Origin of the sequence: Virgibacillus phasianinus, from assembly GCF_002216775.1 — a bacterium.
GTDB classification, from domain to species: Bacteria; Bacillota; Bacilli; order Bacillales; family Amphibacillaceae; genus Virgibacillus_F; species Virgibacillus_F phasianinus.
The window spans coordinates 1,928,265-1,954,930 of the sequence record NZ_CP022315.1; the positions used below are offsets into that span (position 1 = coordinate 1,928,265).

Here is a 26,666-nt window from a genome sequence, read left to right on the forward strand (position 1 = left end):
AATAGTGAAATACAGGTGAGGGAAAAATGGAAAAAAACACAGAAATGCTGAAAGGGGTGCTTGAGGGTTGTGTTCTTGAGATCATCAGCCGCGGCGAAACGTATGGCTATGAAATCACGCAACAGCTGCGGGATCTTGGCTTCACTGATGTGGTTGAAGGTACAGTTTACACGATCACCATGCGGCTTGAAAAACACAATCTAGTGGACACTGAGAAAAAACGCTCTACGATGGGACCACCGAGAAAATTTTACACACTCAACGCAGCAGGTCAAGCGCATCTTGAAGCGTTTTGGGAGAAATGGGAATTTGTCTCGAGCAGAATGAACGAACTCAAAACTAAAATAAATCATAAGGAGAGATAATATGAGTATTTTTGAAAAAATCATCGGAAATATGGATGACAAACGGGAATGGAAGTCGATGGAGGCCCGTGCAAAGGCACTTCCAAGTGAGTACCGCAACGCGTATGAGGCTATCAAAAAGTATATCTGGACGTCTGGTGGTCCCACCGACTGGAAGGACATCAGCCGTATCTTCGGTGGCATTCTCGAACTTTTCGAGGCAGGTGCAGCGGAAGGCAAGAAAGTTACTGACCTTACGGGAGAGGACGTGGCAGCTTTCTGCGATGAACTAGTGAAGGACGAGAAAAATTGGAGAGATAAATATCGTACGAAGTTGAACGATACCATTGGCCGTGGGTAAAAGAAAAATAAATTCAATAGGACGTACTGACTGAATAGCTGGTTATAAATGAGAAATGCCACCTTTACTATTCAGTTCTATTTTTACCTCAGTATTAGGTTATACAGATTACCAGTTATACTAAGTAGTGAAACTTGCGGCAAAATCAGTTCGCAGGCATCAGAATACAAGCCAAGATCGTAAAATACGGGTTAAATCAAATAAAATACTAGCCGGGTCACGGAATATTGTCCACCCGGCGCTATTCTAATAAGGAGGAAAAAATATGAGTAATACAGCGATTTCTGTAAAAGGGTTAAAAAAGTCTTTTAAAGACATGGAAGTTTTAAAAGGGCTGGATTTGGAGGTGCGACGTAGCGAAATCTTTGCACTGCTAGGCTCAAACGGAGCGGGTAAGACGACGACGGTTAACAGGACGCCCAGCTGCAACCTGGTCACGTTCGCCAGAATATCAGCCTGACCGGACAGTTCGCAGCTTTAGACGGTATGCTTACCGGACGGGAAAACCTGATGATGATTGCCAAGTTGCGGGGAGTTTCCAATTCCGCTCAAGTTGCCGATGATTTGCTTGCAAGATTAAGCCTGACTTATGCGGCCAATCAGCGTGCCAGCCAGTATTCCGGCGGGATGAAGCGTCGGCTTGACATCGCCATGAGTCTAATCGGGAATCCAGAAATTATTTTTCTCGACGAACTGACAACAGGGCTTGATCCCGAAGCGCGGATTGAAGTCTGGGATACCATCAAAGAGCTTGCCGGTGGTGGCACGACCATCTTGCTGACGACCCAGTACTTAGAGGAAGCCGAACAACTGGCAGACCGCATTGCCATTCTGCATGGTGGAAAAATCATCACGACCGGTACCCTTACCGAACTCAAGGAGATGTTCCCGCCAGCGAAAGTGGAGTACATCGAGAAGCAGCCGACATTAGAGGAAATTTTCCTCGCGATTATTGGCCAAAAGGAGGAGATGTAAATGAAAAGTAAAACAGGTGTATTACTAGGGCGTTTAATGCGCAATATCATGCGTAGCCCAGATACGATTATCACAGTGGCGATTACGCCAATTATGATGATGCTGTTGTTTGTCTACGTATTTGGCGGCGCGATAGAGACAGGAACGGACAACTACGTCAATTATTTATTGCCGGGAATCTTGCTGATGGCTATCGCATCCGGAGTCGCTTATACTTCCTTGCGGCTGTTTACAGATGTAAAAAGTGGGCTGATGGCGCGTTTCATTACCATGCCCATCAAACGCTCATCCATATTGTGGGCCCATGTATTAACCTCGCTTGTTTCCAATGCGCTTACTGTTCTGATGGTTATCCTCGTTGCGCTCTTGATGGGATTCCGCTCCAACGCTGATATTTTGGAGTGGCTCGTTGTAGCTGGGATACTAGGGCTGTTTACGCTGGCGCTGACATGGCTGGCGGTGATTCCCGGATTGAGAGCGGGCTCTATGGAGGGAGCGACTGCCTACTCGTACCCACTGATTTTTCTTCCGTTCATCAGTTCAGCTTTTGTTCCCACAGAAACCATGCCTAAAATTGTCCGTGTGTTCGCTGAAAACCAGCCCGTAACTTCAACCGTGAATGCAATTCGTGCCCTCTTGTATGAAGGGTCTGTTGGCAACGGTATCTGGAGCGCGCTTGCCTGGTGCATTGTCATCATGGTCATCGCTTACTTCTTTGCAAGTAGGGAATTTAAACGCCGGTTAGGGTAAGTGTAAGTATATCATGTTGATTTTCTAGGTGGATGTCTAGTCCACAATATATTTACCGGATTGTGTAAGTCCGAAACAAGAGAAAGCTATTTGATAAGTCTTTGTAGCCGACGTTGATTTTAGGAATTGACTTTGCAAACAATACCTTTGGATGTTGCAGATGATTTTGATATGATATACGATGTTAATGTTTTTTATCACTATCATTAAACGTGGAAAAACGTTTGAAAAATACACAATAGACTCAGGAGTGAATAGACATGTTACAACATTTTTCCAATGGTTATGTCGCAAAAACCCTTTTTCAAAGCAGCCTGCCAAAGGTGCAAGGTGATGACCAGACTGCAACGCAATTTAAAGAAGGGTTTAAATTATCCAGAAGGGCAATGAAGTTTGCAGGCCTCCTTGAATTGATCGGCTCCATATTTTTATTTATATCAATAATAGCCAAATCAGGGAAAAAATTTGCAAGAATTGGTGCGTTAATGATCAATATTGTTCTTGGCGGCGCCATTTTTAAACACCTTGAAGCCGGACATGGCGTGGCTGGCTCAAAAAAGGCATTAAAATTGTTCGGTTTAAATACGCTTAATTTTATTGAAACCATGCGTAAATAAACTTTTCATAAGGAAGCAGACATCACCTACTTAAACGGCAAAAAGTAGGTGATTTTACACTTTAAGAAAAGTATAAATCTTTATCGGTATAAAGTATAAAAATTCTAAGGCTTTCGCCATTAGTTCTTGGCGACAAGCCAAGATTTTCTAATTGATGTCTATTCATTATATTTTCATTAATCAGGCGCAAGAATTGAACAATGGTGGGCTGTTCCTAGCGGTCTATCTCCCCTCGTCTTTAATCCGTTCTAGAAGTTGTCTAAGAGGCTACTAGTTATATACATGACCTTAGTCCATTACATAGGCAGTACAACGTTCCACGAACTCCAATACCTCTTCCGAAATCGGATATAGTCCAGTTTCCTCAGCAGGCAGCTTCCTAATTTCCCAGAATTTCTCTACTAACGTTGTATCCCCTTGAAAAGTATTATCCGATAGTTCCGCTAGTTTGGAAGCAATTTGAAAACCTTCTTCTGATTCTGGTCTAATATTGTTTTTGATACACCATTCAACTCGTCGCAGCAATGACATATATTGTTGTGTTGTCTCATCATTGTTACTGAGGTTTGGAAGGATCTTTTGCAACATGATCTGTTCATCATCCTCGAAATAGTCCAGCCATTTTTTTGAGTTACTTTGTGAATTTTGCACGACTTCGGAGACATGTTTCCAAGATAAAGACCCTTCTAAATTAATCATATTGATTAACGAAGTCGTATTAGAAATGTTTGTTTGAAGTTCCGAGAGCTGATCCTGCAGGTAATTGTAGTGTGATATTAGAATTTGTTTATAGGATAATCTTTCTAATATATCCCGAATATTTTCCAGTGGAAGTGAAAGGGATTTCAGAATGATAATTTTTTCCAATTGAAATAAATCGTCCTCTGAATAATATCGCTTTCCGTTAGCAGCCTTAAAACTTGGAGTAAGCAGATTAATCTGATCATAATAACGAAGTGTGCGAATGGATATATTCCTTTGTTTAGACACTTCCCCTGTCGTCCATTGACTCATTTAATTCCTCCTCGAAAAAAAGCTTGATGGTAACGTTACGTAACCCAGTATAGTTGGATTATACCATATAAGAAGAGGGATGGGATAACGAGTGGAAATAAAAAAGATGAGCTGGAAAGAGCACGACCATTGGGGGCTGAAAGAATTCATATGTTTAATGTTGCTAGAATTTGTGTTTGTAATTGGGCTTATTAAATTTGTTGTTCAACCATTTTATTCTCAGTGGCTTGATAATGATCTATATGCTGGAACATTAATGGGGTTAACAATCGCAGTTATTCTTATTTTAGGTGTATATTTAATTGCTCTGCGTCCCAAAGGTCTTTCTTGGAGTGAGGTAGGAGCAAAATCATTTCCCGTGAAGGATTGGAAACTTATTGTCTTATATAGTATCTTCTTATTAGTTGGTGCAGTAATAATAGTGGTGCTTACTAGTTTTATAGAAAATACGTGGGAGAACAGCAAAACAGAGGCAATGCAGCAAAACGTAACTTTTTTCGCGTTTTTAATTGCTTTTCTATCCGCAGCAGTTATCTCGCCAATATATGAGGAACTATTTTATCGCGGGTTTTTATATCGCTGGTTGCGCACACGCATTGGTTTAATTGGAGCAATTTTATTAAGCTCGTTAATCTTTACCATTGCTCACATTCCAACTTATAATGTGATGCCTGTAAATTTCTTTAGTGGGATCATTTTTGCTTTGGCATATGAACGAACTAATTCGATTTGGCCTTCCGTAATGATTCACGGTTTAACTAATGGAACGATGGTATTGATGACAGGTTTGGCATAAGGATATGATAGGAAGTGTTACTATGAATTTTCTTGCTTGGATGATTGTTATAAGTGAAATTGGATTTTGGGTGTTAATTTTGGCAGGATTCATTACACGTTATATTTTTAAATTAAAGAGGGTAGGTCTTTTCCTATTGGCCTTAACACCAGTTATTGATTTTATTCTGCTGGTGGCTACTAGTATTGATTTATACCGTGGTGCCACCGCAACTAAAGTGCATGCAATTGCTGCTGTTTATATTGGGGTTTCTGTTGCATTCGGTAAGAGTATGATTGCCTGGGCTGATAGACGTTTTCAATATTATGTGATGAAACAGGGACCGAAACCAGTTAAAAGATACGGTCTCGATTATGCGAAACACTATTTTAAAAGCTGGGGTCAACATGTAATCGCTTATTTAATAGGTGCAGGAATTTTATTCGGCCTGATCTATTTCATTAATGATTCATCGCGAACGGAAGTGTTGACAGGATTTTTAAAATTATGGACACTTGTGTTAGGCATTGATTTTGTAGTTGCCATTAGTAATTTTGTTTGGCCTAAGAAGGGGTGACTTTCTGTTTAATAGGGCAGTTCACCCATGGATGCTTTTCTACACTTTAAGAAAAGTATAATAAACTTTTTGTTAAAGGATGTGTAATTTCATGAAAGCAATCATTTTTGATTTTGATGGTACTCTTGCTGATACGTTGCCAGTTTGTTTTTATGCATTTCAAACTGTATTTAAAGAATTTGACAATATTAATGTTACTACAGATGAAGTAAAGGCTATGTTCGGTCCATCTGAGACTGGAATTATTAAAGAAAACCTTATGAATTCTAACCATGATAAAGCAATAGAATTATATTATGAGAAATATAATGAACGACATCGTGAGCTTGTACGTGATAATAAGGAAATAAACAGTTTGCTACGGTTTTTAAAAAGTGAGGGTTATAAATTAGGGATAGTAACAGGGAAAGCAAAAAGAAGTTTACTCATTTCCTTAAAACACCTTAATATGAACGATTTGTTTGACGTCATTATTACGGGGGATGATGTCAACAATCCAAAGCCCCATCCCGAGGGCGTAAATAAGGCATTGGAAAAACTTGGCGTAAAAAACTCTGAAACTGTTTTTCTAGGGGATAGCAACGCTGATATTTTGGCTGGTAAACAAGCTAACGTTCACACGGTAGGAGTGCAGTGGTTACCAAATTACCAGACACCAGCGTTTAGTGTTAAACCAGATAAAATGTATAGTAGAGTAGATGAATTCACACAGTCACTTACGAGGGGATAAGTGACACGTGATAATTTACGGATTATTTAATAGGGAAATGAATCGCTAGTGGAGGTGCTCAGAATGAAGGAATCCGTTGAAAGGGATATATCAAGGTGAATGCAAACCCTGAATCCGACTAGACCTGAGCTATTACCAACACGAAAGCGTCTTGAAATCTAGAACAAATCATACCCAAGGCTGATTCAAAAATCCTCAATTAAGTTAAAATAAGACTACAAGAAAGTTAAAAAGTGGGGATGATGATGAAAAATAAATCAGGCAGGTTCATTAATCTTGAAGAATATGTATCTATTAATGGCATCAAACAATTTCTGTTTCACCGCGGGACCAGCGATGATAACCCGGTTCTGCTTTTCTTACATGGAGGACCGGGCTCTGTTGAATCCCTATTTACACAAGCATTCCAGGAAAAATGGGAAGAAATCTATACCGTTATTCATTGGGATCAGCGCGGTGCTGGAAAAACACTGATGAAAAATCTTAACGCACTGCCGACAATGGATTTGATGCTGCAGGATTTGTTTGAAATTATTCGCTACCTGAAGAAAAAATATAACAAGAATAAGGTTGTTTTGCTCGGTCATTCATGGGGGAGTGTTTTGGGTTCTGTCTTTATTAAAAAGTATCCTGAGGAAGTAGCTTATTATATAGGAGTAGGTCAGGTTGTCAATATGCTTGAAAATGAGCGGGTTGGCTATAACAAAGTGAAACAGTTAATGGAGCAGGAAGGCGACAAAAAGTCTATTAAACAGCTTGAATCAATTGGTGAATACCCTGGCGAGAAAATTGTTTTTAACAAAGAATTTTCACATAAAATAAGCAGGATTAGAAAGCTGCAGGGGAAATATAATTTAAGTGCAAAGATAGACTTATCATTTTGGAAAACTGTATTCAAAAGCCCGATTTTTAAGTTTTCGGATCTTATTGCATTTATGAAAATGTTTAAAGCAAACAAGGAGATCTTTAACTTTTTAGGGGATTTTAATTTAGACAACGAACTGGCAGGATACAAAGTGCCAATCTACTATATTCTAGGCGAAAATGACTGGCAGGTTCCCTATACTATTGCCCAGAAATACTTTGAAAAGATAGATGCGCCAAATAAAGAAATATCTATCATTCCTGATGCCGGACATATGGCGATGATGGACCAGCCCGATTTGTTTTTTGATGCATTATTAAAAATAAATAATGTGGAAATGAAGAATCATTGATTTTGTTCAGGCTACTGGTCGCTTGTCAGATTGAACTCGGGCGGGGGAATGCGGAACTCGGGAGAAAACAGATGGAACTTGGAAGAGAGCAAGTCCAAGTCGGGAGAGAAACGGCTGTCTCCCGAGTTGGCTTGACTTTCGCCTGAGTTCCGGCGGGACAAGGAACCTGTCCCTATGTCCCATCCATTATCTGATATAAAACGCGGGTGGTTCAATGCCCAGCATTCGCAAATATATATAACCCTGTCCACGATGGTGGATTTCATTTTCCAGGGAGTATTGAAGTCGTTCAAAGTGGCTTTGTGGCGGAGCATTGAAAAAGGGATCGTCCATCACTTCGGCCAGTCTTTCCTCTGTTACGGATTTCCACAATCCACGAGTTTCGGCACGTACCTGTTCACAGGACTCAAGCAAATTTTCTTTAGTGGAGACGTCTGTGAACTGATCTTTGTACTCCCATTCATCCTGCGCAATGCCCCGCATGAAGGCTCTTTCGACATTCAAAATTTCCTTCACCATCGCTGAAAAAGGCCGAAGCGGCTCAACAGGTGCATAATCGAACAACTTGTCTGCTGGAAAGGCTTCAATCACCCGTATCGTCAACCTTCTATTTCCTTCCAATATCTCCATCAATTCTTCTTTTGAAATTGCCAAATTCATTCTCTCCTTTGTTATCAATAATTTGGGTTAAGAATTAAGTGCACTTCGTGGCTTTGGCAGGGAAGCACGCATGCAGGCGGACTTTTCTCAAAATTCCCCGTCACGACTTGCTCCCGGAACTCCATGTGCTTTATGCGCACCCCGAACTGCAATTCCGGCCCCTCTATGAATATAACCCTAAAGTCAAACCTTTCTTGTTTTTATCATTGCAGCGAGCTTATTTAACGTTTTCCAGTTACGAATTGTCACTGGAACTCCTAATTTCTGAAGACGATTCACCAGCCTGGAATTTCGAATGCTATTATAAAATAAAAGGTAAATATCCCTGCCTTCAACTTGGTATGTTTCTTGTTCACTTTTGTAACTGCTTAATCGTTCAATTTCCTCCTGCGACGGTAGTTTAGGCAGTAAAGCCACGTGAAGGCTTTCTCCGACTGCTGATGCTTTTGCCTCAGATAAAGCTTTCTCCGGAAATGGACAATTTCTGATAATCCTTTCTAATTCCTCATCCGTTCTCAAAATAACACTGACCGAAAATCCGAATTCCTCCTCTATTTTATTCTCAATTTGTATCTGCAACGGTTCCTTTTCTTCATCGGATTCAAATAGGATATTACCACTATGAATATAAGTTTGTACCCGATTAAGCCCCATCAGTTCGAGTGCGTGCCTTAATTCGGCCATCTTGACCCTATTCTTTCCACCTACGTTAATACCGCGCAACAGTGCGATATAATTCATGAATCTCCCTCTTTCACAATGCTTGTAATCTAACTTTAATCCTATAAAGCAGTATCAGCTAAGCCAACAACGTACAACTGACTGTCATCTAACCATCGTTATTGAAGCTCCCGGTATTTCTGCAAAAGTATTACGCTTGCCTTCAGCAGTAAACTAGTTATACAATCCGAATTTATTCAATATCATTCCTTCCATTTAGAATACGTTCGATACAATAGTAATTCTTTCTAACTTTTATAAATCCTTCTTTTATGTCTCCTGAGTCGAAGTTGCCACCTCCCAAGTTCAGCATGTTGTTGACCGACTTGGCTTGGTTTTCGCCCGAGTTCCGGCGGGACAAGGAACCTGTCCCTATGTCCCGCTGTATTATTCCGAAATTATTGACAATTTTAATATTGTTGCTGTAATGTTATATGAAAACGCTTTTAAAGGTAAAAAGTTACTATTAATTCATATTAATTGGGGTGATGGAATGAGCATGGTACAAGCAGATTTAGTTATTACAAATGGCGGAATATTGACTCTTGATCAGGACAATAACAGGGCGGGTTCTGTGGCTGTTAAGGATGGCCGCATTACTGGGATCTGGCAGGAATCTGAGCCTCCAAAAAACGAAGTAAGCATAACAGGGCAAACACAAGTCATTGATTTGGATGGGGCAACGTTAATTCCCGGATTTATCGATACACATAACCACATCTCAGCCTATGCCAGGATGAAAAGTTTCCTTAATTGCAGTACACCTCCAAATCGGAATATCGCGGACATTTTATCTTCTGTGCAGAAAAGATGCGAAAGAACGCAAAAAGGGGAGTGGATAAACGGATTCGGCTATGATGATACGATGCTTGAGGAAGCTCGTCACATAACGAAAGAAGAATTGGATAGTGTATCACCGGATCATCCGATTTTCATTTCGCACATTTCCGGGCATTCGGCGATTGCGAATTCCTTAGCATTTGAAAAAGCAGGAATTGATGAAAGTGTGTCTGATTCACAGGGTGGTTATTTTGGCCGGGATGATAATGGCCAGCTGAATGGTGTTATTTTTGAAAGTTTAGCAATGGAACGTTTCACTAAAAAGATCCCAGAGCCAACAAAAGAGGATCTGCTGGAACAGTTTGACGAAGCGGCACAGGATTATTTGGCACATGGCATCACGATGAATACGGATTCTGCGGTGGGGATGTCAGGTGATGCTGAGAAAGAAATCGATGTTCATATGGAAGCCTCATTACGCGGGATAAACCCAATGCGTTCACAATTAATGATTGTGCATAAACTGCTGCAAAAAAACGGCTTGTTTGGCGATTATACGGCAAAGCAGCTGGACCAGGAACTGTCCGACCGGTCAAATGGCCGGGTGAAACTGGATAGTGCTAAGTTATTTCAGGATGGATCCATCCAAGCATTAACAAGCGCACTCAGGGAGCCTTATTATTGTGATAAACAGAAAAGCGGACAGCTTTTCCATGACCAAAAGGCATTTAATGAAGAGTTGGCGGATTTACATACACGTGGTTTCCGCATAGCGATTCACGGAAATGGTGACCGTGCCATCGGTTCTATCATTGATGGATATGCCCATGCACTCGACGCTGAACCGCGTGCAGATCACAGGCACCGGATTGAACATGTGCAAACGGGAACAAAGCAAGATATAGAGAAAATGGGCAACTTAGGGGTTGCAGGTTCCTTTTTTATCAACCATGTCTATTATTGGGGAGAAAGGCATAAACGTCTATTTCTTGGGCCTGATCGTGCAAGTAGAATTAGTCCATTGGCAGATGCAGTGGAACATAATTTGCTGTTTACCCTGCATTCTGACTGCCCAATCACCCCAATTTCGCCACTGTTCTCCGTCTGGGCTGCTGTGAATCGGTTGACCCGGGAAGGGGAAGTTCTTGGAGCTGAACAGCGGATTGATGTGGTGACTGCATTAAAATCGATGACGATATACGGGGCATATTTAAATTTTGACGAAGCAAACGCGGGGAGTATTGAGGTTGGAAAACGGGCGGATTTTGCTGTGCTGGAAGCTGATCCGACCAAGGTGGATCCTAAGGAAATCAAGGATATCAAGGTGCAGGGAACGTTTGTTGACGGGGAAATGGTTTATCGTAAAGAAGGTGTGGTAACGGAATAACATTGTTCTTTTCATCACATGCAGACAATGAAGTGTAATGAAAATGGATGACCAGTTATCTTCATGGTGCTGGTCTTCCATGCATTGGCAGAATGGAGTGCCGGATCAAGGCAGGACATAAGCAGAAATATAACGTATGAAACGTTTCATGGTGTGTCTAAGGTTATATTATAAAAATTTGGAGGAGTTCAGCTTGAATTTTATTGATGGAGCAAATAAAGCGATGGTGTCTGGTGACAATATAGGCTTGAGGAATCAGCTTGTAAGTAAAATCAATAACTTCCATTTACTATGTGTGTATGACGGTGAAACGAGACTGAACAGCAGAAATCATTTAAAGAGCCTCGCGCATGATATACTCCGGGGTGAAAAGGAAGATATGCCAATTTTTGGCGGCAGTACAGAGGCGGAAACGTTTTTTGTCTGGGAAGATACGTATCAGGAAAACAGCAAGTTATTTTTTAAACTCCGTCGGACGGCAAGGGACGACTTGATTTTTCGGATTTCAGTCAGACTTGCTGCTTATTTTCTCAAGGAATATTCAACTTTTATCAGCACTTCCATATCACGTCATCCCCAATTTCAAAATAAAGATTTATTGGATACTGCCATAACAAAGCTGGAAAATCTGTTAAGAAACAGTACATTTTTGGCTGAAGATGTAACCTGGGATAATTTTTGCCGATGGTTTAAATATAACCTGACGGAACAGGTGCTTGATGATATGGAACGAACAATGGGCCGTAATGAATTACAGGGCTTAAAAGATGCGGACCTGAATAATCAGTTCTATCATCATATAACGAAGCAGCTGCAAATCGACTCAGATTTTATCAGTAATTTTACTAGCAACACAGAACAATACCTCCAGCAATGGTTCCAGCAAGTTATTTCTTCCATTGACGCGGACCGTGTTTCCGTTAGTGAAATGGGTACTTTTCTAGAAGTGAACCGCACCGACTTTCCAGATCAGAGCAAATACCCATTGAAAATGAATGTCCCCCTTGCCCTGACGGATCAAGATAATTTAACGGTTTTAAGTAATGCTGCCTATCAATCCGTCCGGGAAGTAATATCTAATAAGTGTTTTGCAGAGTCTGTGTACAGCCCTTGGCCAACAGCGTATATCAGCAAGAAAACAATTGAGGGTACCATCCAAATCGTACCATTTGGCCATGAACAGAAGAATGATCAAGTAGAAAATCCTAAATCAAGGGAACTGACCAATGAAATATCGGAGTTAGCTGTTGATGTGATTGATGCGCTCTGCAGTTTCTTTCTCGCTAATTCAGAACACCGGCATGATATGGTTGAGATTAAACTGCGGGATTTATTGATGATTCGCGGGTTGAAAGCAAAGCTTAGTGGAAATGGGAGACGCGGCGGATTTGAAAAAGGGCAGGTCGATCAAATTTTGAAGTCCTTATCAATCGTACAAAGTTTATGGGTGAATTTTTCCAAGGCGGTTGTCTATGAAAAAAGAAAGCCTGTACAGGTAAATCTTGAAGGACGTACATTTCGCTTTTTCAATCAGGCAGGAAAGGAATGTGATGTCAGGGAAATGGCACTGGAGAAAAAGCTGAAATTTACGGTTGGGGAAGTATTTGCCAAATATCTGGTTAGATCCGGAAGACAAACGGCACTTCTTCCAATTAAGACACTGCAATATAATCCGCGCCAGGAGGAATGGGAAAAGAAACTTATCCGGTATTTAAGCTGGCGATGGAGAACACAGGCCAAGAAAGGGGATTATCTGAAACCGCATAAGGTAAGCAGTTTGTTGCGTGCAATTGGTAAGGAAATCAACACACGAACACCATCACGCACGAGAGACAGATTTGAGCAAGCCCTTGACAAACTGCAGGATGATAACCTTATTAAAGCATGGGAATATGAGGAATGGGATGAGTCCATTGCTGCCAAAAACAGCTGGTCCCGTTTATGGAGAAATACAAAGGTTATCATTAATCCACCGCAAGCTGTCAAGGAACAATACCAGCTGATTGCGGGAAATTCACCAACATCCGGAAAATTTTTCGGTCAACAGAAGCTAACACCTATCGATCCGTACGATCAGCTCGGAAGCCAATTAAAAACCTTTCGAAAAAAATTAGGATTGACCCTGGTGCAGGCAGCGACAGAATTGGAATTATCTACTTCCTACCTCAGTACAATTGAAAGAGGAGTAAAAATACCTTCCCAAAAGGTGATGAGACAAATTGAAGCCTGGATTCACGGGTGAAAAATTTATCCTCTGTTCACTAACAATAAGCACTCAGTAAATGTTCGCTTTATTCAACTGAGTGGAAAAGATGGTTCACTTATCTTCATGGCAACTAATGCATGAAGATTTTTTTATGGTCATTTGTAACCTTTGTCGTGGTTAATCTGTGCCGTTGTCGCGGTTTATTTTCACGTAAAAATCATAATCATGTTTAGTAAATCCATTAATAGCACAGGTTCAGCGAGGTAAAGTGTAAAATTTCACACCCTGATAATTAAAGTATTTAGAGTGAATTTATTTTTAAAATTTATTTAGTTGATAACGTATAATAACTCCCAAAGTTAAAAAGGGGTGATGGAAGTGGCCGTTAAAGATAGCAGGGTGCTTGGGTCGATGCTTAAACCCGAGACAGTAGCTATACTGGGTGCATCCAGTAATAAAAATAAGCTTGGTTATTTGCAGGTAAAGGCACTATTGGATGGCGGTTTTCAAGGAGATATTTATCCCATTAATCCGAATGCAGATATGATTGAAGGGCTGCGTTGTTATCATTCATTGGCTGATGTGCCGAAGCAGGTAGATTTAGCGGTCTTTTGTGTAAGCGCTGCCAACGCAGAAGAATGCCTAATGGATTGTGCAAAAAATAAGGTCAAATCTATCATTCTATTTGCTTCCGGCTATTCTGAAGTTGGGGAAAAGGGGTTTGAAAAACAGGAAAGACTTCGCAAGATTGCGGAGGACAATGGAATCCGATTGCTCGGGCCGAACTGTGTCGGGCTGGTAAATACAGTGAATGGTCTGGTTTGTACGTTTTCACCGGGATTGACGGAACTTCCGCTAAAGAATAAACGGGAAGTTGGCTTTATTACACAAAGCGGGGCATTCGGGGTCTTAACGTACATTGCCGCTGCCCAGGCAGGTCTGACATTTAATTATTTTGTCAGTGTTGGCAATGAGGCGGAAACAGGCTTCTCGGACCTGGTGGAATATATGATTGATGATCCTGAAACAAGTGTGATCAGCGGGTATTTGGAAGGGGAGAAAAACCCAGATCGCTTACGGCGTTTGGCAACAAAAGCTTTGGATGTAAATAAGCCAATTGTCATTATGAAGTCGGGTCGCAGTTCAGCTGGAAGCAGGGCGGCTGTTTCGCATACAGGGTCTCTAGCCGGTTCGGATAAAATTTATGATGGCTTTTTTAAACAAACAAATATTGTCCGGGCTGAAGATTACGATGATATTATTTCGTTCTCTAAGCTGTTTCAAGCCAAAAAGCTTCCTAAAGGCCGAAATACGGTAATTATCACAAGTTCAGGGGGACGGGGTATTAACGAAGCAGATCGCTGTGAGGCTTATGGACTTCATATTCATAAACTTCAAACAAAGACGAGACAGAAAATTGAACAAAGAATTCCTTCTTTTGCGAGTGCCGCCAACCCAATCGATTTAACGGCAGCAGCTGCTGTTACAAATCCTGAATTATTTATAGAGCCGCTTAAAGCGCTTGTGGAAGACAAAGATGTGGATATCATTATGTTTTCTGAATTTCCGATGAACTGGGATGCCGATTCACCGTATTTACAGGAGTTTATAGAAATATGCAGCAGCACAGATAAACTTGTATTTATCACCACTTTCCCTTTGGAAGGAATGGCGGTCCCAGCTGGAACGGATGAGCTTGAGAAGAATGGCATTCCGGTTATTACCGGGGATTTGAATCCGGTTCGTGCCTTGGCTAAGCTCGTAGATTACAGTGAACGTTACCGACAAACCAAACAGGAAAAGGGAAATGAATTTCCGGGCAAAAAAACGGAAACCAACGTATCAAAATTGATGCGGCCAGGTGCTACCTTAAGCGAGTCAGAAGCGAGTGAAGTGCTGGAGTCTTATGGTATTCCGATTACCAAACGACAGCTTGCTATTACGGAAACGGAAGCGGTTAAATGCGCAGAAGAAATCGGCTATCCGGTGGTCCTGAAGATTGATTCGCCGGATATCCCGCATAAATCAGATGCAAATGCCATTCAGCTGAATGTAACTGGCGAACAAGCAGTGCGTACAGCATACAGGGAAGTGTTGGAAAATGCCGCAAATTATAAACCTGATGCCAAGGTAAACGGCGTTTCGGTTCAGCAAATGCTGCCTCAGGGTGTGGAAGTGATTTGCGGGGTAAGCAATGATCCCACCTTTGGTCCGGTTATCATGTTTGGCTTGGGAGGCGTGTTTGTAGAAGTATTTGAAGATATTGCATTCCGGGTTGCACCGATTACGAAACAGGATGCAATCGATATGATAACGGAAACAAAAGGTTACCAGGTGTTGCGTGGAATACGAGGAAAGCCTGCAGCAGACATCGATGCCATTGCTGATGTGCTGATGCGTGTTTCGGCGCTTGCTTCGGATTATAAGCATGATATTAATGAGCTGGACATTAATCCGTTGATTGTTTATGAACAAGGAATAGTTGCAGCGGATGCCATGCTGACGGTGAAGGAAACAGAAAATCTATCATCTGTAGCTGGAGGGAAATAGGATGGAACTGGATGAAAGCGTCATTGGATTAACCGGAGAAAAATATACGTTTGATGTAGAAAAAAGACATGTTAAACAATTTGCCGAAGCAATAGGAGATCAAAATCCTTTATATACAGATGAAGCCTTTGCAGCAGATAGTCGATATGGGCAATTAATTGCTCCACCGACATTTGCGATGACGATTGGCTCTGAAGGCGGGGATTTCCCGATTGAGTTGGACACACGGCGAATGCTCCATGGTGAACAGGAATTTATTTTTTACCGGCAGATTGTTGTTGGAGACCGGCTGCATTGTCAAATGAAAGTTTCGGATTTGTATGAAAAAGAAGGGAAAAGCGGCACGATGCAGTTTTTAATTCTGGATACGGAAATGGAAGATGATACCGGTGATTTAGTAGCAATAAGCCGCACCAATATTATTTATCGGCCAAAAGCGTAAGCGCTGGAGCTGGATGTGGCCCTACTTGATCATCAAGTTATTCACATCGAAAATGATTGAATGGAGGGGAAGGAATGGCAGTAATGACAGAACTGGAGTATGGGAATCTCAGGGAAGGACAGCAGCTTGAACCACTGACAAAGCCCCCTATCACAAAAGTACAATTAGTAAAATATGCCGGTGCATCGGGCGATTTTAATCCATTGCATACAGATGATGAATTTGCCCGGAAAGTCGGCATGGATGGTGTGATTGCCCATGGCATGCTGGTGATGGGCTTTTTAGGGGAATATGTTCGAGATCTTGCTGGCACGAATGCGGAGATTTCCGGATTTAAAATGCGTTTTGGCGCGATGACAAGGCCCGGTGATACGATAATCTGTTCCGCCACAGTGAAAAAACTCTATTCAGAAGCCGGCAAAAACTATGCGGAACTGGATCTTCAGGCGGAAAAGGCACACGGAAAAGTGGTTGGTTGGGGAAGTGCTGTGCTTTATTTTTAAAAGATTTGAAAGTATAAGTCCAGCACCCAGAAGCTGCCAAGCAAGGCCACTGAAAAAGGTAAATATGGTACAAAATAGATGGATCCATCATCGCATCTTGAATATACTGCGCTTTCCGCGGGCGAGTGTCGAGTCTCCTTGCCCCGGCAAGGGGTAGCCGACGTTGCCCGCAAAGGGCGGTTTTAGTCGGGCTTCATTAACTCCGTCCTGCGGGGTCTCGCCGATCTCTTACTTCCCGCAGGACAAGGAAAGCTTCCCTGAATAGGCATCGCACGAAGAAAAGGTGCATTTCTTTTTCGAGGAGTTTCCGTATGTTCAAGATGCTAGGTAAAGGTGAAAAGTTAATTTTTTAAAATCCACCACTTTTTCAGCGCCCTTCGCTAAACCCATGCGTTCTGCGGTCCTTTGCTTATGCGTCTGCTTCTAAACGGGCGCTTCCGCTTTTCTAAACTATTGTACTGACAGGAGGTTTTATGATGGGAACAATCACAGATCGTTGCGCTATCGTCGGGGTCGGCGAAAGCGAACGTTCAAGGAATTCGGGCACGACACCATTGCATATGGCGCTGGATGCTGCCAGGGCTGCATTAACGGATGCCGGGCTTGAAGCAAAAGATATTGATGGTTTTATGAGCTATAACGAAAATGATTCTTGCACGTCCCATGAACTGGCAACTTATTTGGGTGTTCGGCCTAAATATGTAAAGGATATTCATGGTGGTGGAGCAAGTACAGAAATGCTTGTTGCTGATGCTGTCGGATTGATTGAAATGGGAGAAATGAATACGGTGATGATTTTCCGGTCCATGAATGGAAGTTCCGGCCAGCAGGTGGGGCGGGGGTATGACTCCGATATGCTGCAGACAGCTTTATCCGGTGGAAGTTACATTATTCCGTATGGGTCAGCAAGCCCTTCCCAATGGTTTGGCATGTTTGCTACACGCCATATGTATGAGACTGGGATTACGAAAGAGCACCTGGGGCATGTTTGTCTGAGTTTTTATGAACATGCACAGAAGAATCCACGGGCTTTTCTGCATGGCAAACCACTGACAATGGAGAAATATTTGGAAACACCAGATATCAGTTATCCATTTAATATCCATGATTCCTGTGTGGAATTGGATGAGGCGAATGCCATTATTGTGACTGCTTCAGATCGGGCAGCCGATTGCAGGCAGCGACCTGTTTATATTATGGGGCTCGAGTCCAGACAATGTCATCCGCATGCACATTACTGGGAAGACACATCGCAAGTTGCTGCGGATTATGTGGCTGATGGTTTGTATCAATCAGCTGGTGTCAAACCGGAAGATATTGATGTGGCAGCCATTTATGACTGCTTTAGCTGGGTGGTGTTAAGACAGCTTGAGGCATATGGTTTTGCTCCGCGTGGAGAGGTTGGTGATTTTGCTGCGGAAGGAAACCTGAAAATAGGTGGGAAACTGCCAACCAATACTGCTGGTGGAATGCTGTCTGAAGGATATACGCATGGTATGAACAATGCGCTGGAGCTGGTCAGGCAATTGCGTCATGACTATAAGGGTACTGAGCGGCAAGTAAAAGATTGTGAACTTGGAATATGTACTGGCTGGGCAGGCCCGGATATTGCCGGTGCCCTGATTCTAAGAAACTAGGAGGCTAAAATGATGGACTATCAAAAACCAATTCCATTAAAAACACAAGATAATAAACCATTTTGGGATGCTGCTGATCAGCATGAAATGGCACTGCAAAAATGCAATAGCTGTGGACATTATGCCCATCCGCCCGGACCAAGCTGTGCAAAGTGTGGCAGTCAGGATTTAACTTGGGAGCAATTAGGTTCTGATGTTAAGGCGTCTGTCTACTCCTATATTATTTCTTATCGTCCATTTTTGCCGGGCTTTCAGGATGATCTGCCATTAATTATTGCACAAGCGGAACTGGAGAAAGCACCGGGAGTAAAAATGATGTGCAATATTCTCGATTGTAAGACAGAAGATGTCTATGTCGGCATGCCTGTGAAAATGATCTGGCAGGATATAGCAAAAGACAGAGCCCTGCCACAATGGGTACCCGCAATGTGATGGAATGAAGTGGTAAAGGAATGAACATTTGGATAAGGGAGGCAACAAAATGGATTTTTCTATTTCCAAACAGGAAGAAGCTTTTCGCCAGGAACTGAGAACGTGGCTTGAGGAAAATCTTCCGGAAGGCTGGCTGCAGGGAAACCGGGAACTCCCTGAAGACAAGGCGGATTACGCAGTATTTTTGCGAAAATGGCAAAACACGTTATATGAAGGCGGCTGGGGAGCAATTTCCTGGCCAAAGGAATATGGAGGACGTGAAGCCACACTGATGGAAGAAATCATTTTCTATCAGGAGATGGTTCGGGTGCAGGCGCCCCCGCTGATCAATTATATTGGCATCCATATGGTTGGTCCGACATTAATCCAATCCGGCACCGACGAACAGAAAGAAAAGTTTATCAACAAAATCATAACTGGTGAAGAGGTGTGGTGTCAGGGGTATTCAGAACCGAATGCGGGATCCGATCTGGCGGCCATTCAAACGAGTGCTGAGAAAAAAGGCGACCAGTGGCTGATAAATGGACAAAAGGTTTGGACCAGTTTTGGTCATTTGGCTGACAAATGTTTTTTGCTTGCCCGGACCAGCACACACCCCGAAAAAAAGCACCGGGGTATCACAGCATTTCTCCTGGATATGAACCAGTCTGGCGTGGAGACGAAACCAATCACGCAGATGGACGGACAACAGGAATTTAACGAGGTATATTTAACCGATGCTGTTGCGTATGATGCAGACATTGTAGGCGAACTGGATAAAGGGTGGCGCGTCATGATTGCCCTGATGCTGCATGAGCGGACAGGAATCGGTGCCGAATTGTTCACGCTGGAAAAACGATTTGATGATATGGTCGCAGCCATAAAAGATTACCAGATTAATGGCAGACCGGTAATGGATGATCCATCTGTCAGGCAAAAGTTGGCAAGCTTTTATGCACGCTTCCGAGGATCATTGTTAAATTATTACCGAAATCTGACCAGCACCTTAAAAAATGGCCATCCAGGCCCAGAGAGTTCAATTGATAAATTAGCAGTCAGTGAACTCACCAAAGAAATGGCCGGTTTTATGATGTCGCTTCAGGGACACCGGGGAATGCTTTGGAAAGAAGATGCACCGATTGATCCAGTCTGGCAGGATGAATACTTATTTTCCTTTGGCCAGACGATTGGCGGAGGAACCAGTGAGGTACAACGGAATACCATCGGTGAACGTGTTCTTGGATTGCCAAAAGATATGGGAAGATAACGGAAAGGGGTGTGAAATGCAATGGATTTTGCGTTAAATGAAGATCAGGAAATGTTCCGCTCTTATTTACGGAAATATTTGGACAAAGTCGGACAAACGAAAGTCGCCCGGGAGTTTATCAAAGGAAACACAAATGAATTTACTGTGGTAATGAACGGTCTTGCTGAACTGGGTGCGACAGCTATAAATATCCCGGAAGAAAACGAGGGCCTTGGTTTAGGCGCTGTTGATTTAGTTCCTGTTTTCGAAGAGATGGGGCGGGTCGTATTGCCAGGTATTTATCTCGAAACGATGGCATTTGCCGTACCACTTCTTGAGAAATACGGAACGGAAGAACAGAAGGCGAAATACCTCCCGGATATTGCTGCAGGAAATAAACAGCTATCGCTTGCCTGGCTTGAACCGGTTAAGGATTACAGCCTGGACCAAATCGAGTGTGCTGTTAAGGAAGAGGGAGAGACACTGGTTATAAACGGGGTGAAGGAGCTTGTCCCGGATGCGGATTTTGCTGATGCATTTATAGTTGTTGTGCGCAATTCCAATGATGGCCTATCGCTAATTTTAGTTGATCGGGATGATGAGCTGTCAATTCGTCCGCAAAAATGTATGGATGAGTCAAGACATTTGGGAGAGATAACCTTCGACGAGTGGGCAGTTCCGAAAAGTCAGCTGCTTGGCTCCTGGAATCAAGGGGTGAACCTGCTGGAGGAAGGCATCCTGTATCTGAATGCCGGACTTAGCTCATTGCTTGTTGGCGGAATGGAAAAAGTTGTTGGCATGGCGACTGAATATGCCAACATCCGTGAGCAGTTCGGTCAGCCAATCGGACGCTTTCAGGCCATTAAACACACAATTGTTGATATGAAGATGGATCTGGAAATGGCCCGTTCCCTAAGCTATTATGCGAGCTGGACACTCGAAGAAATGGATGCAGAAAAGCAAAAAGCTGCTGTGTACAGTGCGCGAGCGTTTGCTACAGAAGCATTTATTCGTCTTGCTTCCGAAAATATTCAAATTCATGGCGGGATTGGCTTTACCGAGGAAATTGACTGTCATTTGTTTTTAAAACGGGCCCGATTCTATGAACACTATCTGGGCTCAGTCCGCGACTATAATGAGCTGCTTGCATCAGCACTGGGCTGGAATAAGAACGAAACGAGCAAAAACATGAAAGCAGAAAAGGTGGTGCATGGACAATGAAAGCGGCAAAGGATTTGCGGCAATTTCATAATATTATTGACGGCAAGCTAGTTCCAGCGTCCGCGGGAGAGACGATGGACAGTATTGACCCGGCAACCGGAAAACCCTGGTCCACCATCCCGCTTAGTACAACCAATGATGTTGATTCGGTGGTGAAAGCAGCTAGTAAAGCATTTCCTGCATGGTCAGCCTTGCCTGCCAGAAGCCGCGCAGATTACTTACGGCAAATTGGTGATGCGCTATCGGAACATGGTGAAGAATTGTTGACCCTTGAGACAAGAAATAATGGCTGGACCCTTGATCCATACCAGTATTTAAACATTGTCCTGAAACAAATATGGTATGATGCCGCCGGTGCTGCTCCAATTGTCGGTGCTCAGGGCAAAACAGTACAAATGGGAACAGGCAATTTTGGGTATACACGAAGGGAGCCATATGGCGTTGTATTAGGAATTCTCCCTTGGAATGCCGGGTTGTTCTCGTTTACGATTAAAGCTGCTTATGCACTTGCGGCCGGAAATACGGTGATTATCAAGCCATCTGAACATGCAGCATCGGCTTCGTTACGCTACGGCGAAATACTTTCTGAGATTCTGCCGCCGGGCGTTGTGAATGTTATTTCCGGCCTTGGGAGTGAAATCGGCGATGTGTTAGTCGGTCATAAACAGGTGAACAAAGTCAGTATGACCGGATCCAAACAAACGGCGGAGATGATTACCCGTGCCTCCGCACCTGTTCCTAAGTCACTGATTTTCGAGTTAGGCGGAAAGTCTCCCAACATTATTTTTGAAGATGCAGATATCAATCAGGCGGTGAATGGTGTCATTAATGGAATATTTACGAGAAACGCTGGTCAAATCTGTGCAGCAGGTTCCAGAATCCTCGTTCACCGTCCTATTTTTGATAGGGTAATAGGGAAGATAAAGGAACATATGACGGATCCAGAAAACGTCAAGTACGGAGACACGTTGGACACCACTAATACGATGGGGCCTATAGCCAATCTTCCTCAATACCGTAAAGTCTGCTCGTATCTGCAGATTGGCAAAGAAGAAGGAGCAGAACTTATTTTTGGCGGGCGAACGGGCGGTGAGGTTCTTCTGCCAGATGACCCGCACTATTCTGATGGTTATTGGGTGGAACCTACATTATTTAAAACGGACAATAATAAATTGCAGATTTGTCAAGAAGAGGTATTTGGGCCGATTGCTGTTGCTATTCCATTTGATGACGAAGAAGAAGCAGTCCGAATTGCAAATGATACTGATTATGGCCTTGCCTCAGGGGTCTGGACACAAGATTTGAAACGGGCACAGCGCATGACGGAAAAAATAGAAGCAGGTAATGTTTGGGTAAACACTTATGCCATGGTCGGTCCAGACTTGCCATTTGGTGGATTTAAAGAAAGCGGATATGGCACGGATACTGTATTGGAATACACGCGCGAGAAAGCTTGTGTGATTAATTTCAATTAAAGACCTATAGTGTTCTGTCCATAGGCCCTGGTTATGCACATGCCTATGGGAGAATAACTGTCGCAATGAACCTAAAATTAACAGCAAGACCATCACAATCGCCGTGAGAAAACGTTAAATAACGGTTGTTTAAAATTAAAGCAGGCGAAAGGAATGGTTTCATGGATGAAAAATCCATTCGGAAAGATTTTCATTTTTTGTGTATTGGTGTATTTTTCATTGTCCTGATTATGGCCACAGGTTTACCAGCATATCCTGACATATTAGCGTTTTATGATTTGAAGTCTGGTTACGCGGTCTGGATCCAATTGGGCTTTGCACTTGGCTTAACTGGATTTCAGCCTTTATTTGGATGGCTGGGTGATGTATACAGTCAAAAAGCTGTTGTGCTTTTAGGGTCAGCACTTATGGCCATAGGTTCGATTGTTACGGCAGTATCTCCATATTTTTGGCTGTTGGTCATTGGTATGTTTGCAAAAGGTGTTGCTGGCGCCGCCGTGGTCCCAGCTGGCTTCACCTATGTAGGGAAATTTTTCAAGGAACATCAGCGTGGAAAGGCACTCAGCACGTTTGGAATCTATTGCACAATTGGTGCCGCCATTGGCCCGTTTTTAAGCGGGGTATTGGTAGATACATTGGGATGGCAGGCTAACTTTTGGTTCTGTGCGGGATTAAGTGCCATTTCGCTGCTAATCTTTGCATTAGGGGTATCGTATGTTGAAGGAGATAAAGCCAGATCATTTGACTTCTCTGGTGTAGCATTTATGTTTTTGGTTGTAGCGGGTTTATTAACAATCCCTACCTTTATTAACAACTATGGACTTTCTTCCTGGATGTGGTTTCCTTCAGTTTTTATTTTTGCCATTTCATTTTTACTGTTGATTGCTACAGAAAAAAGACAAAAGCAGCCAATGTTTGATGTGGAATATACAGCCAATCGGAGTTTTTGGGCACCAGCTGTAATTGCTGTTTTCCTTTTTGTCACATACAGTGGGGTTATGTATTTAATGACCTTTTTTGTTCAGGATGTGCAAGGAAAATCGTCGACCACTGTCGGCTTGCTCCAAATGATCATATTTCTGGCAACAACCGTGGGCACTTTTTTCAGTGGAAGGTTGATTGCAAGAATGTCTGCGAGGGGATTGCTTGGATTTGGCATTTTCTTGGTGATTTTCGGAATAGCTATGTTAACACAGGCGGAGATAAATACTACTTTCCTATACCTTTCCATATCCTTAAGCCTGATTGGGATAGGTGTTGGTATTGCTGGTCCAGGGAAAAGAGCTACTGTTTTATCAAAGGCAAATCAATCCCGCATCGGAGTTATTACATTTACCTTTAACACGATTGAAAATATTGTTCAGCGTGTGGGCGCCTCTTTTGCCTTAATTATCTTTGCATTGTTTGCTGCCAGTGGTAATTCACTTAGTGCCCTTTCCAATACAGCGGTATTCCTAACCTTTTACACTGCACTAGGCCTCTTGTTTTTGATTTTCATACCAAAAACAGTCGCAGGATTCAAAAAAGAACAACCCACAACAAACCAGAAAAAAGACACATTATCCGAAGTGAAATAGGGACATGGGGACAGGTCCCTTGTCCCAGTTCCCTGCAGACTGGGACAAAAATCCCTGTCCCTTCCGTATTTCATTTGGAAATGCGACACCCTATGTGAATGGTAATTAAGATTAATCGAGTATTGTAGTAATTGCGATATGTTTGCAATGAAATTCGTATAGGAGGAATGATTAATCACAACAACAGGAATGTACTATTCCCTTAAATAAACCTTGCAGTCGATGGCGGCAAGACTGCGCAATAAGGTTTGTTGACACAGCACATGATACCAAATATATCACGTGCGTTTGTGCTTTACCTAAAAGATCGGAAAGCATAAAAATTGACTCTATTAAATTTACTTGACTGCCATCCTGATCAAGTTTTGCATCATTAAATCTTAAAGGAGCTAAAGGAGCATTAAAGTTGTTTGGCTTAAATATTCTTAACTTCATGGAGACCCTGCGTAAAAAGGGATAGCTATTAGATGATAGGATGTTCTGTATTTTTATGGGCCGACGGAATATGGAAGAATTAAAGACAGCCGGGTCCAAGTGCAAACTGAGGAACAGAATCATGGTTTGTCGAAGTAAGAAAAGATAATCATATTGATGTAGAAACGTCCCTCAAATATTTGAGGGGACGTTTTATATCATATTCTTTTATAAAAAATGGCGCTCTTTTTTTCACTATAACGGAGTAAAGTGAAGGAAACTGGTGATTTTTTAAACTGTACATTCTATTTTAACAAAAATAACAGAATATACTGTTTGAGTTATTCGGAGGAAAAAGATATAGTTTAAGACAGTGTTGCTTAAATTACAGAAACAGTAGCAAAAGTATCAAAGGGGGAGTATACAACATGTCTAATTTCAACATGAAAAAATTAGGGATAATTGCTGGTTTATCTATGTCCCTTGTAGTGGCTGGTTGTGGACAGGATGAGCAGCAAAGTGTAAGTGAAGAAATGGATTATACGATTACTGGTCTGGAACCTGGTGCTGGACAAACGGAACTGAATAACCAAGCTATAGAAGAGTATGAAAGCCTTAGTGGCTGGAATCAGCAAACATCGTCAACTGGTGCAATGCTGTCGGAAATAGACCAAGCTATTCAAAACAAAGAACCAATAATGTTTACAGCATGGTCCCCGCATTATATGTTTGCCAAATGGGATCTAAAGTACTTAGAGGATCCTAAAGGTATCTTTGGAGAGGAACAGCATGCTACAACAATTGTAAGAAAAGGCTTAAAAGAAGACCTGCCAAATGCCTATACAATTCTTGATCGATTCCATTGGGAAGTATCAGACATAGAATCAGCCCTGCTGACAGCTAATGAAAAAGGGTTGGAGAAGGATGAGTTGGCACAAAAGTGGGTGGATGAAAATCAAAAAGCAGTTGAAAAGTGGACAAAAGGAGTAGAGCAGGTAGATGGCACTCCAATAGAACTAGTTTCATCTTCTTGGGACTCAGAATTATTTACCGCAAACGTAGCCAAAATTGTATTGGCACAACAAGGATTCAACGTAACACTTACGCCAATTGATCCGGCTATTTTGTTTGAGTCAATTTCATCAGGTGATGCTGATGCCTCGCTTTCTCCATGGCTGCCTACTACGCATGGCGCCTTATATAAGGAAAATGAAGGAGAATTTGTCGATCTAGGACCATGCTATGAAGGCACCAAGATTGGATTAGCAGTACCAGCATATATGGACGTTGATTCGCTGGAAGACTTTGAACCCAAAAAGTAAGTACACTGAATACGTAGGTTAAAAACCCCCCCTTTAAACATTTGGTTGTTAAAAGGGGGAGTTTTTATTATGGTGCGATTCTAGTAGATTATTAGACTAATTCCCCGTTTGAAATACTAAAGAAGAGGGAGCGTTTTTGGGGTGAAGATCCGCGCCCTCACTTGGGTTTTTCTACTGTAATGGAATGGCAACGAAACATTTGAAGGGTGTCTACATAGTCACTGTCAAAAGAATTGCCAATCCGTTAAAAGCTTCATGAATAATCATTGGAGGAAAAACAGAATGTGTTCTTTCATATGTTCACTGTGATAAACTTATTAAAAATAAAAGAAGGGATTGATCCATAATGGAAAAGGTCACGCCGTTTCTAATGTTTCAGGATGGTAAGGCAGAAGAAGCAATGAATTATTATGTATCACTTATTGAGGATTCAGGTATTACAAGCATAACCCATTACGGAGCAAATGAAGCTGGGGATGAAGGCACGGTGATGCAAGCAACATTTTCGTTGAAGGGGCAGGAATTCATGTGTATTGACAGTAATGTGAATCATAAGTTTAGCTTTACACCCTCGTTTTCCATCTTTCTCACGTGTGATTCTGAAAACGAGATCAACCATCTTTACGATAAGCTCATCACGGATGGACAAGCACTTATGCCGCTTGATGGCTATGGGTTCAGCAAGAAGTTTGGCTGGATAAATGATAAGTTCGGCGTTTCATGGCAGCTTAATCTTCCATTTGGTTGATCGGAAT

24 protein-coding genes and 1 pseudogene are annotated in these 26,666 nt (G+C 42.3%); 22 read left to right on the top strand and 3 right to left on the bottom strand.

Annotated features, from left to right (window positions below; translation table 11 throughout):
• Positions 1–26 precede the first annotated feature (26 nt).
• The 5 genes and pseudogenes from CFK37_RS09420 (at position 27) to CFK37_RS09440 (ending at position 3,047) form a co-directional block, all read left to right on the top strand.
• A complete protein-coding gene (locus CFK37_RS09420) occupies positions 27–365 on the top strand; it encodes a PadR family transcriptional regulator (protein WP_089061619.1) in 339 nt (112 codons plus the stop codon).
• Position 366: 1 nt separating this feature from the next.
• Positions 367–705 carry a DUF1048 domain-containing protein gene (locus CFK37_RS09425; protein ID WP_089061620.1) on the top strand — a complete coding sequence of 113 codons (339 nt, stop codon included), beginning with the start codon at positions 367–369 and terminating at the stop codon, positions 703–705.
• A gap of 265 nt (positions 706–970) precedes the next feature.
• Positions 971–1,680: pseudogene (locus tag CFK37_RS09430) on the top strand (ABC transporter ATP-binding protein).
• The gene (locus CFK37_RS09435; RefSeq protein WP_089061621.1) at positions 1,681–2,430 is read left to right on the top strand and encodes an ABC transporter permease; all 750 of its coding nucleotides are present in this window, start codon (positions 1,681–1,683) and stop codon (positions 2,428–2,430) included. It begins immediately after the preceding pseudogene.
• Positions 2,431–2,690: 260 nt separating this feature from the next.
• Positions 2,691–3,047: a DoxX family protein gene (locus CFK37_RS09440; protein ID WP_089061622.1), complete on the top strand. Its 357-nt coding sequence runs from the start codon at positions 2,691–2,693 to the stop codon at positions 3,045–3,047.
• 288 nt (positions 3,048–3,335) lie between these two features.
• On the opposite strand, the gene CFK37_RS09445 is transcribed toward CFK37_RS09440, so the two are convergent.
• Positions 3,336–4,061 carry a MerR family transcriptional regulator gene (locus CFK37_RS09445; protein ID WP_089061623.1) on the bottom strand — a complete coding sequence of 242 codons (726 nt, stop codon included), beginning with the start codon at positions 4,059–4,061 and terminating at the stop codon, positions 3,336–3,338.
• A 106-nt stretch (positions 4,062–4,167) separates the two neighbouring features.
• On the opposite strand from CFK37_RS09445, the gene CFK37_RS09450 reads away from it, so the two are divergent.
• From CFK37_RS09450 to CFK37_RS09465, 4 genes are all read left to right on the top strand, one after another.
• The gene (locus tag CFK37_RS09450; protein WP_425445381.1) at positions 4,168–4,857 is read left to right on the top strand and encodes a CPBP family intramembrane glutamic endopeptidase; all 690 of its coding nucleotides are present in this window, start codon (positions 4,168–4,170) and stop codon (positions 4,855–4,857) included.
• 22 nt (positions 4,858–4,879) lie between these two features.
• Positions 4,880–5,413 carry a hypothetical protein gene (locus CFK37_RS09455; protein WP_089061625.1) on the top strand — a complete coding sequence of 178 codons (534 nt, stop codon included), beginning with the start codon at positions 4,880–4,882 and terminating at the stop codon, positions 5,411–5,413.
• A 91-nt stretch (positions 5,414–5,504) separates the two neighbouring features.
• Entirely contained in the window at positions 5,505–6,143 is a 639-nt protein-coding gene (locus tag CFK37_RS09460; RefSeq protein WP_089061626.1) for an HAD family hydrolase, read from the top strand.
• Between the two features lie 245 nt (positions 6,144–6,388).
• Positions 6,389–7,360: an alpha/beta fold hydrolase gene (locus CFK37_RS09465; RefSeq protein ID WP_089061627.1), complete on the top strand. Its 972-nt coding sequence runs from the start codon at positions 6,389–6,391 to the stop codon at positions 7,358–7,360.
• Positions 7,361–7,546: 186 nt separating this feature from the next.
• Here CFK37_RS09465 and CFK37_RS09470 read toward each other — a convergent pair whose 3' ends face one another.
• Positions 7,547–8,014 carry a DinB family protein gene (locus tag CFK37_RS09470; RefSeq protein ID WP_089061628.1) on the bottom strand — a complete coding sequence of 156 codons (468 nt, stop codon included), beginning with the start codon at positions 8,012–8,014 and terminating at the stop codon, positions 7,547–7,549.
• Between the two features lie 189 nt (positions 8,015–8,203).
• On the bottom strand, positions 8,204–8,761 hold the full coding sequence (locus tag CFK37_RS09475; protein ID WP_089061629.1) for a DUF1697 domain-containing protein: 558 nt from the start codon (positions 8,759–8,761) through the stop codon (positions 8,204–8,206).
• Positions 8,762–9,233: 472 nt separating this feature from the next.
• Here CFK37_RS09475 and CFK37_RS09480 point away from each other — a divergent pair, with 472 nt between their 5' ends.
• The 13 genes from CFK37_RS09480 (at position 9,234) to CFK37_RS09540 (ending at position 26,659) form a co-directional block, all read left to right on the top strand.
• Entirely contained in the window at positions 9,234–10,907 is a 1,674-nt protein-coding gene (locus CFK37_RS09480; RefSeq protein ID WP_342746750.1) for an amidohydrolase, read from the top strand.
• A gap of 193 nt (positions 10,908–11,100) precedes the next feature.
• Positions 11,101–13,149 carry a helix-turn-helix domain-containing protein gene (locus CFK37_RS09485; RefSeq protein ID WP_157724829.1) on the top strand — a complete coding sequence of 683 codons (2,049 nt, stop codon included), beginning with the start codon at positions 11,101–11,103 and terminating at the stop codon, positions 13,147–13,149.
• A gap of 336 nt (positions 13,150–13,485) precedes the next feature.
• Positions 13,486–15,663 (top strand): acetate--CoA ligase family protein, encoded by a 2,178-nt coding sequence (locus CFK37_RS09490; RefSeq protein ID WP_089061631.1) that lies wholly within the window; start codon positions 13,486–13,488, stop codon positions 15,661–15,663.
• 1 nt (position 15,664) lies between these two features.
• Positions 15,665–16,105 carry a MaoC family dehydratase N-terminal domain-containing protein gene (locus tag CFK37_RS09495; RefSeq protein WP_089061632.1) on the top strand — a complete coding sequence of 147 codons (441 nt, stop codon included), beginning with the start codon at positions 15,665–15,667 and terminating at the stop codon, positions 16,103–16,105.
• A 74-nt stretch (positions 16,106–16,179) separates the two neighbouring features.
• The gene (locus tag CFK37_RS09500; protein WP_089061633.1) at positions 16,180–16,608 is read left to right on the top strand and encodes a MaoC/PaaZ C-terminal domain-containing protein; all 429 of its coding nucleotides are present in this window, start codon (positions 16,180–16,182) and stop codon (positions 16,606–16,608) included.
• Between the two features lie 473 nt (positions 16,609–17,081).
• Positions 17,082–18,245 (top strand): thiolase C-terminal domain-containing protein, encoded by a 1,164-nt coding sequence (locus tag CFK37_RS09505; RefSeq protein WP_245837351.1) that lies wholly within the window; start codon positions 17,082–17,084, stop codon positions 18,243–18,245.
• A gap of 9 nt (positions 18,246–18,254) precedes the next feature.
• Positions 18,255–18,677, top strand: a complete 423-nt coding sequence (locus tag CFK37_RS09510; RefSeq protein WP_342746752.1) for a Zn-ribbon domain-containing OB-fold protein — start codon at positions 18,255–18,257, stop codon at positions 18,675–18,677.
• A 49-nt stretch (positions 18,678–18,726) separates the two neighbouring features.
• Positions 18,727–19,923 carry an acyl-CoA dehydrogenase family protein gene (locus CFK37_RS09515; RefSeq protein ID WP_089061636.1) on the top strand — a complete coding sequence of 399 codons (1,197 nt, stop codon included), beginning with the start codon at positions 18,727–18,729 and terminating at the stop codon, positions 19,921–19,923.
• 21 nt (positions 19,924–19,944) lie between these two features.
• Positions 19,945–21,123, top strand: a complete 1,179-nt coding sequence (locus CFK37_RS09520; RefSeq protein WP_089061637.1) for an acyl-CoA dehydrogenase family protein — start codon at positions 19,945–19,947, stop codon at positions 21,121–21,123.
• On the top strand, positions 21,120–22,598 hold the full coding sequence (locus CFK37_RS09525) for an aldehyde dehydrogenase family protein (protein ID WP_089061638.1): 1,479 nt from the start codon (positions 21,120–21,122) through the stop codon (positions 22,596–22,598). The genes CFK37_RS09520 and CFK37_RS09525 overlap by 4 nt, the downstream gene beginning before the upstream one ends.
• Positions 22,599–22,759: 161 nt before the next feature.
• Positions 22,760–24,175, top strand: coding sequence for an MFS transporter (locus CFK37_RS09530; RefSeq protein WP_089061639.1), 1,416 nt, complete (start codon positions 22,760–22,762; stop codon positions 24,173–24,175).
• 842 nt (positions 24,176–25,017) lie between these two features.
• Positions 25,018–25,911, top strand: a complete 894-nt coding sequence (locus CFK37_RS09535; protein ID WP_089061640.1) for a glycine betaine ABC transporter substrate-binding protein — start codon at positions 25,018–25,020, stop codon at positions 25,909–25,911.
• Between the two features lie 346 nt (positions 25,912–26,257).
• Positions 26,258–26,659, top strand: a complete 402-nt coding sequence (locus tag CFK37_RS09540; protein WP_089061641.1) for a VOC family protein — start codon at positions 26,258–26,260, stop codon at positions 26,657–26,659.
• Positions 26,660–26,666: the final 7 nt, after the last annotated feature.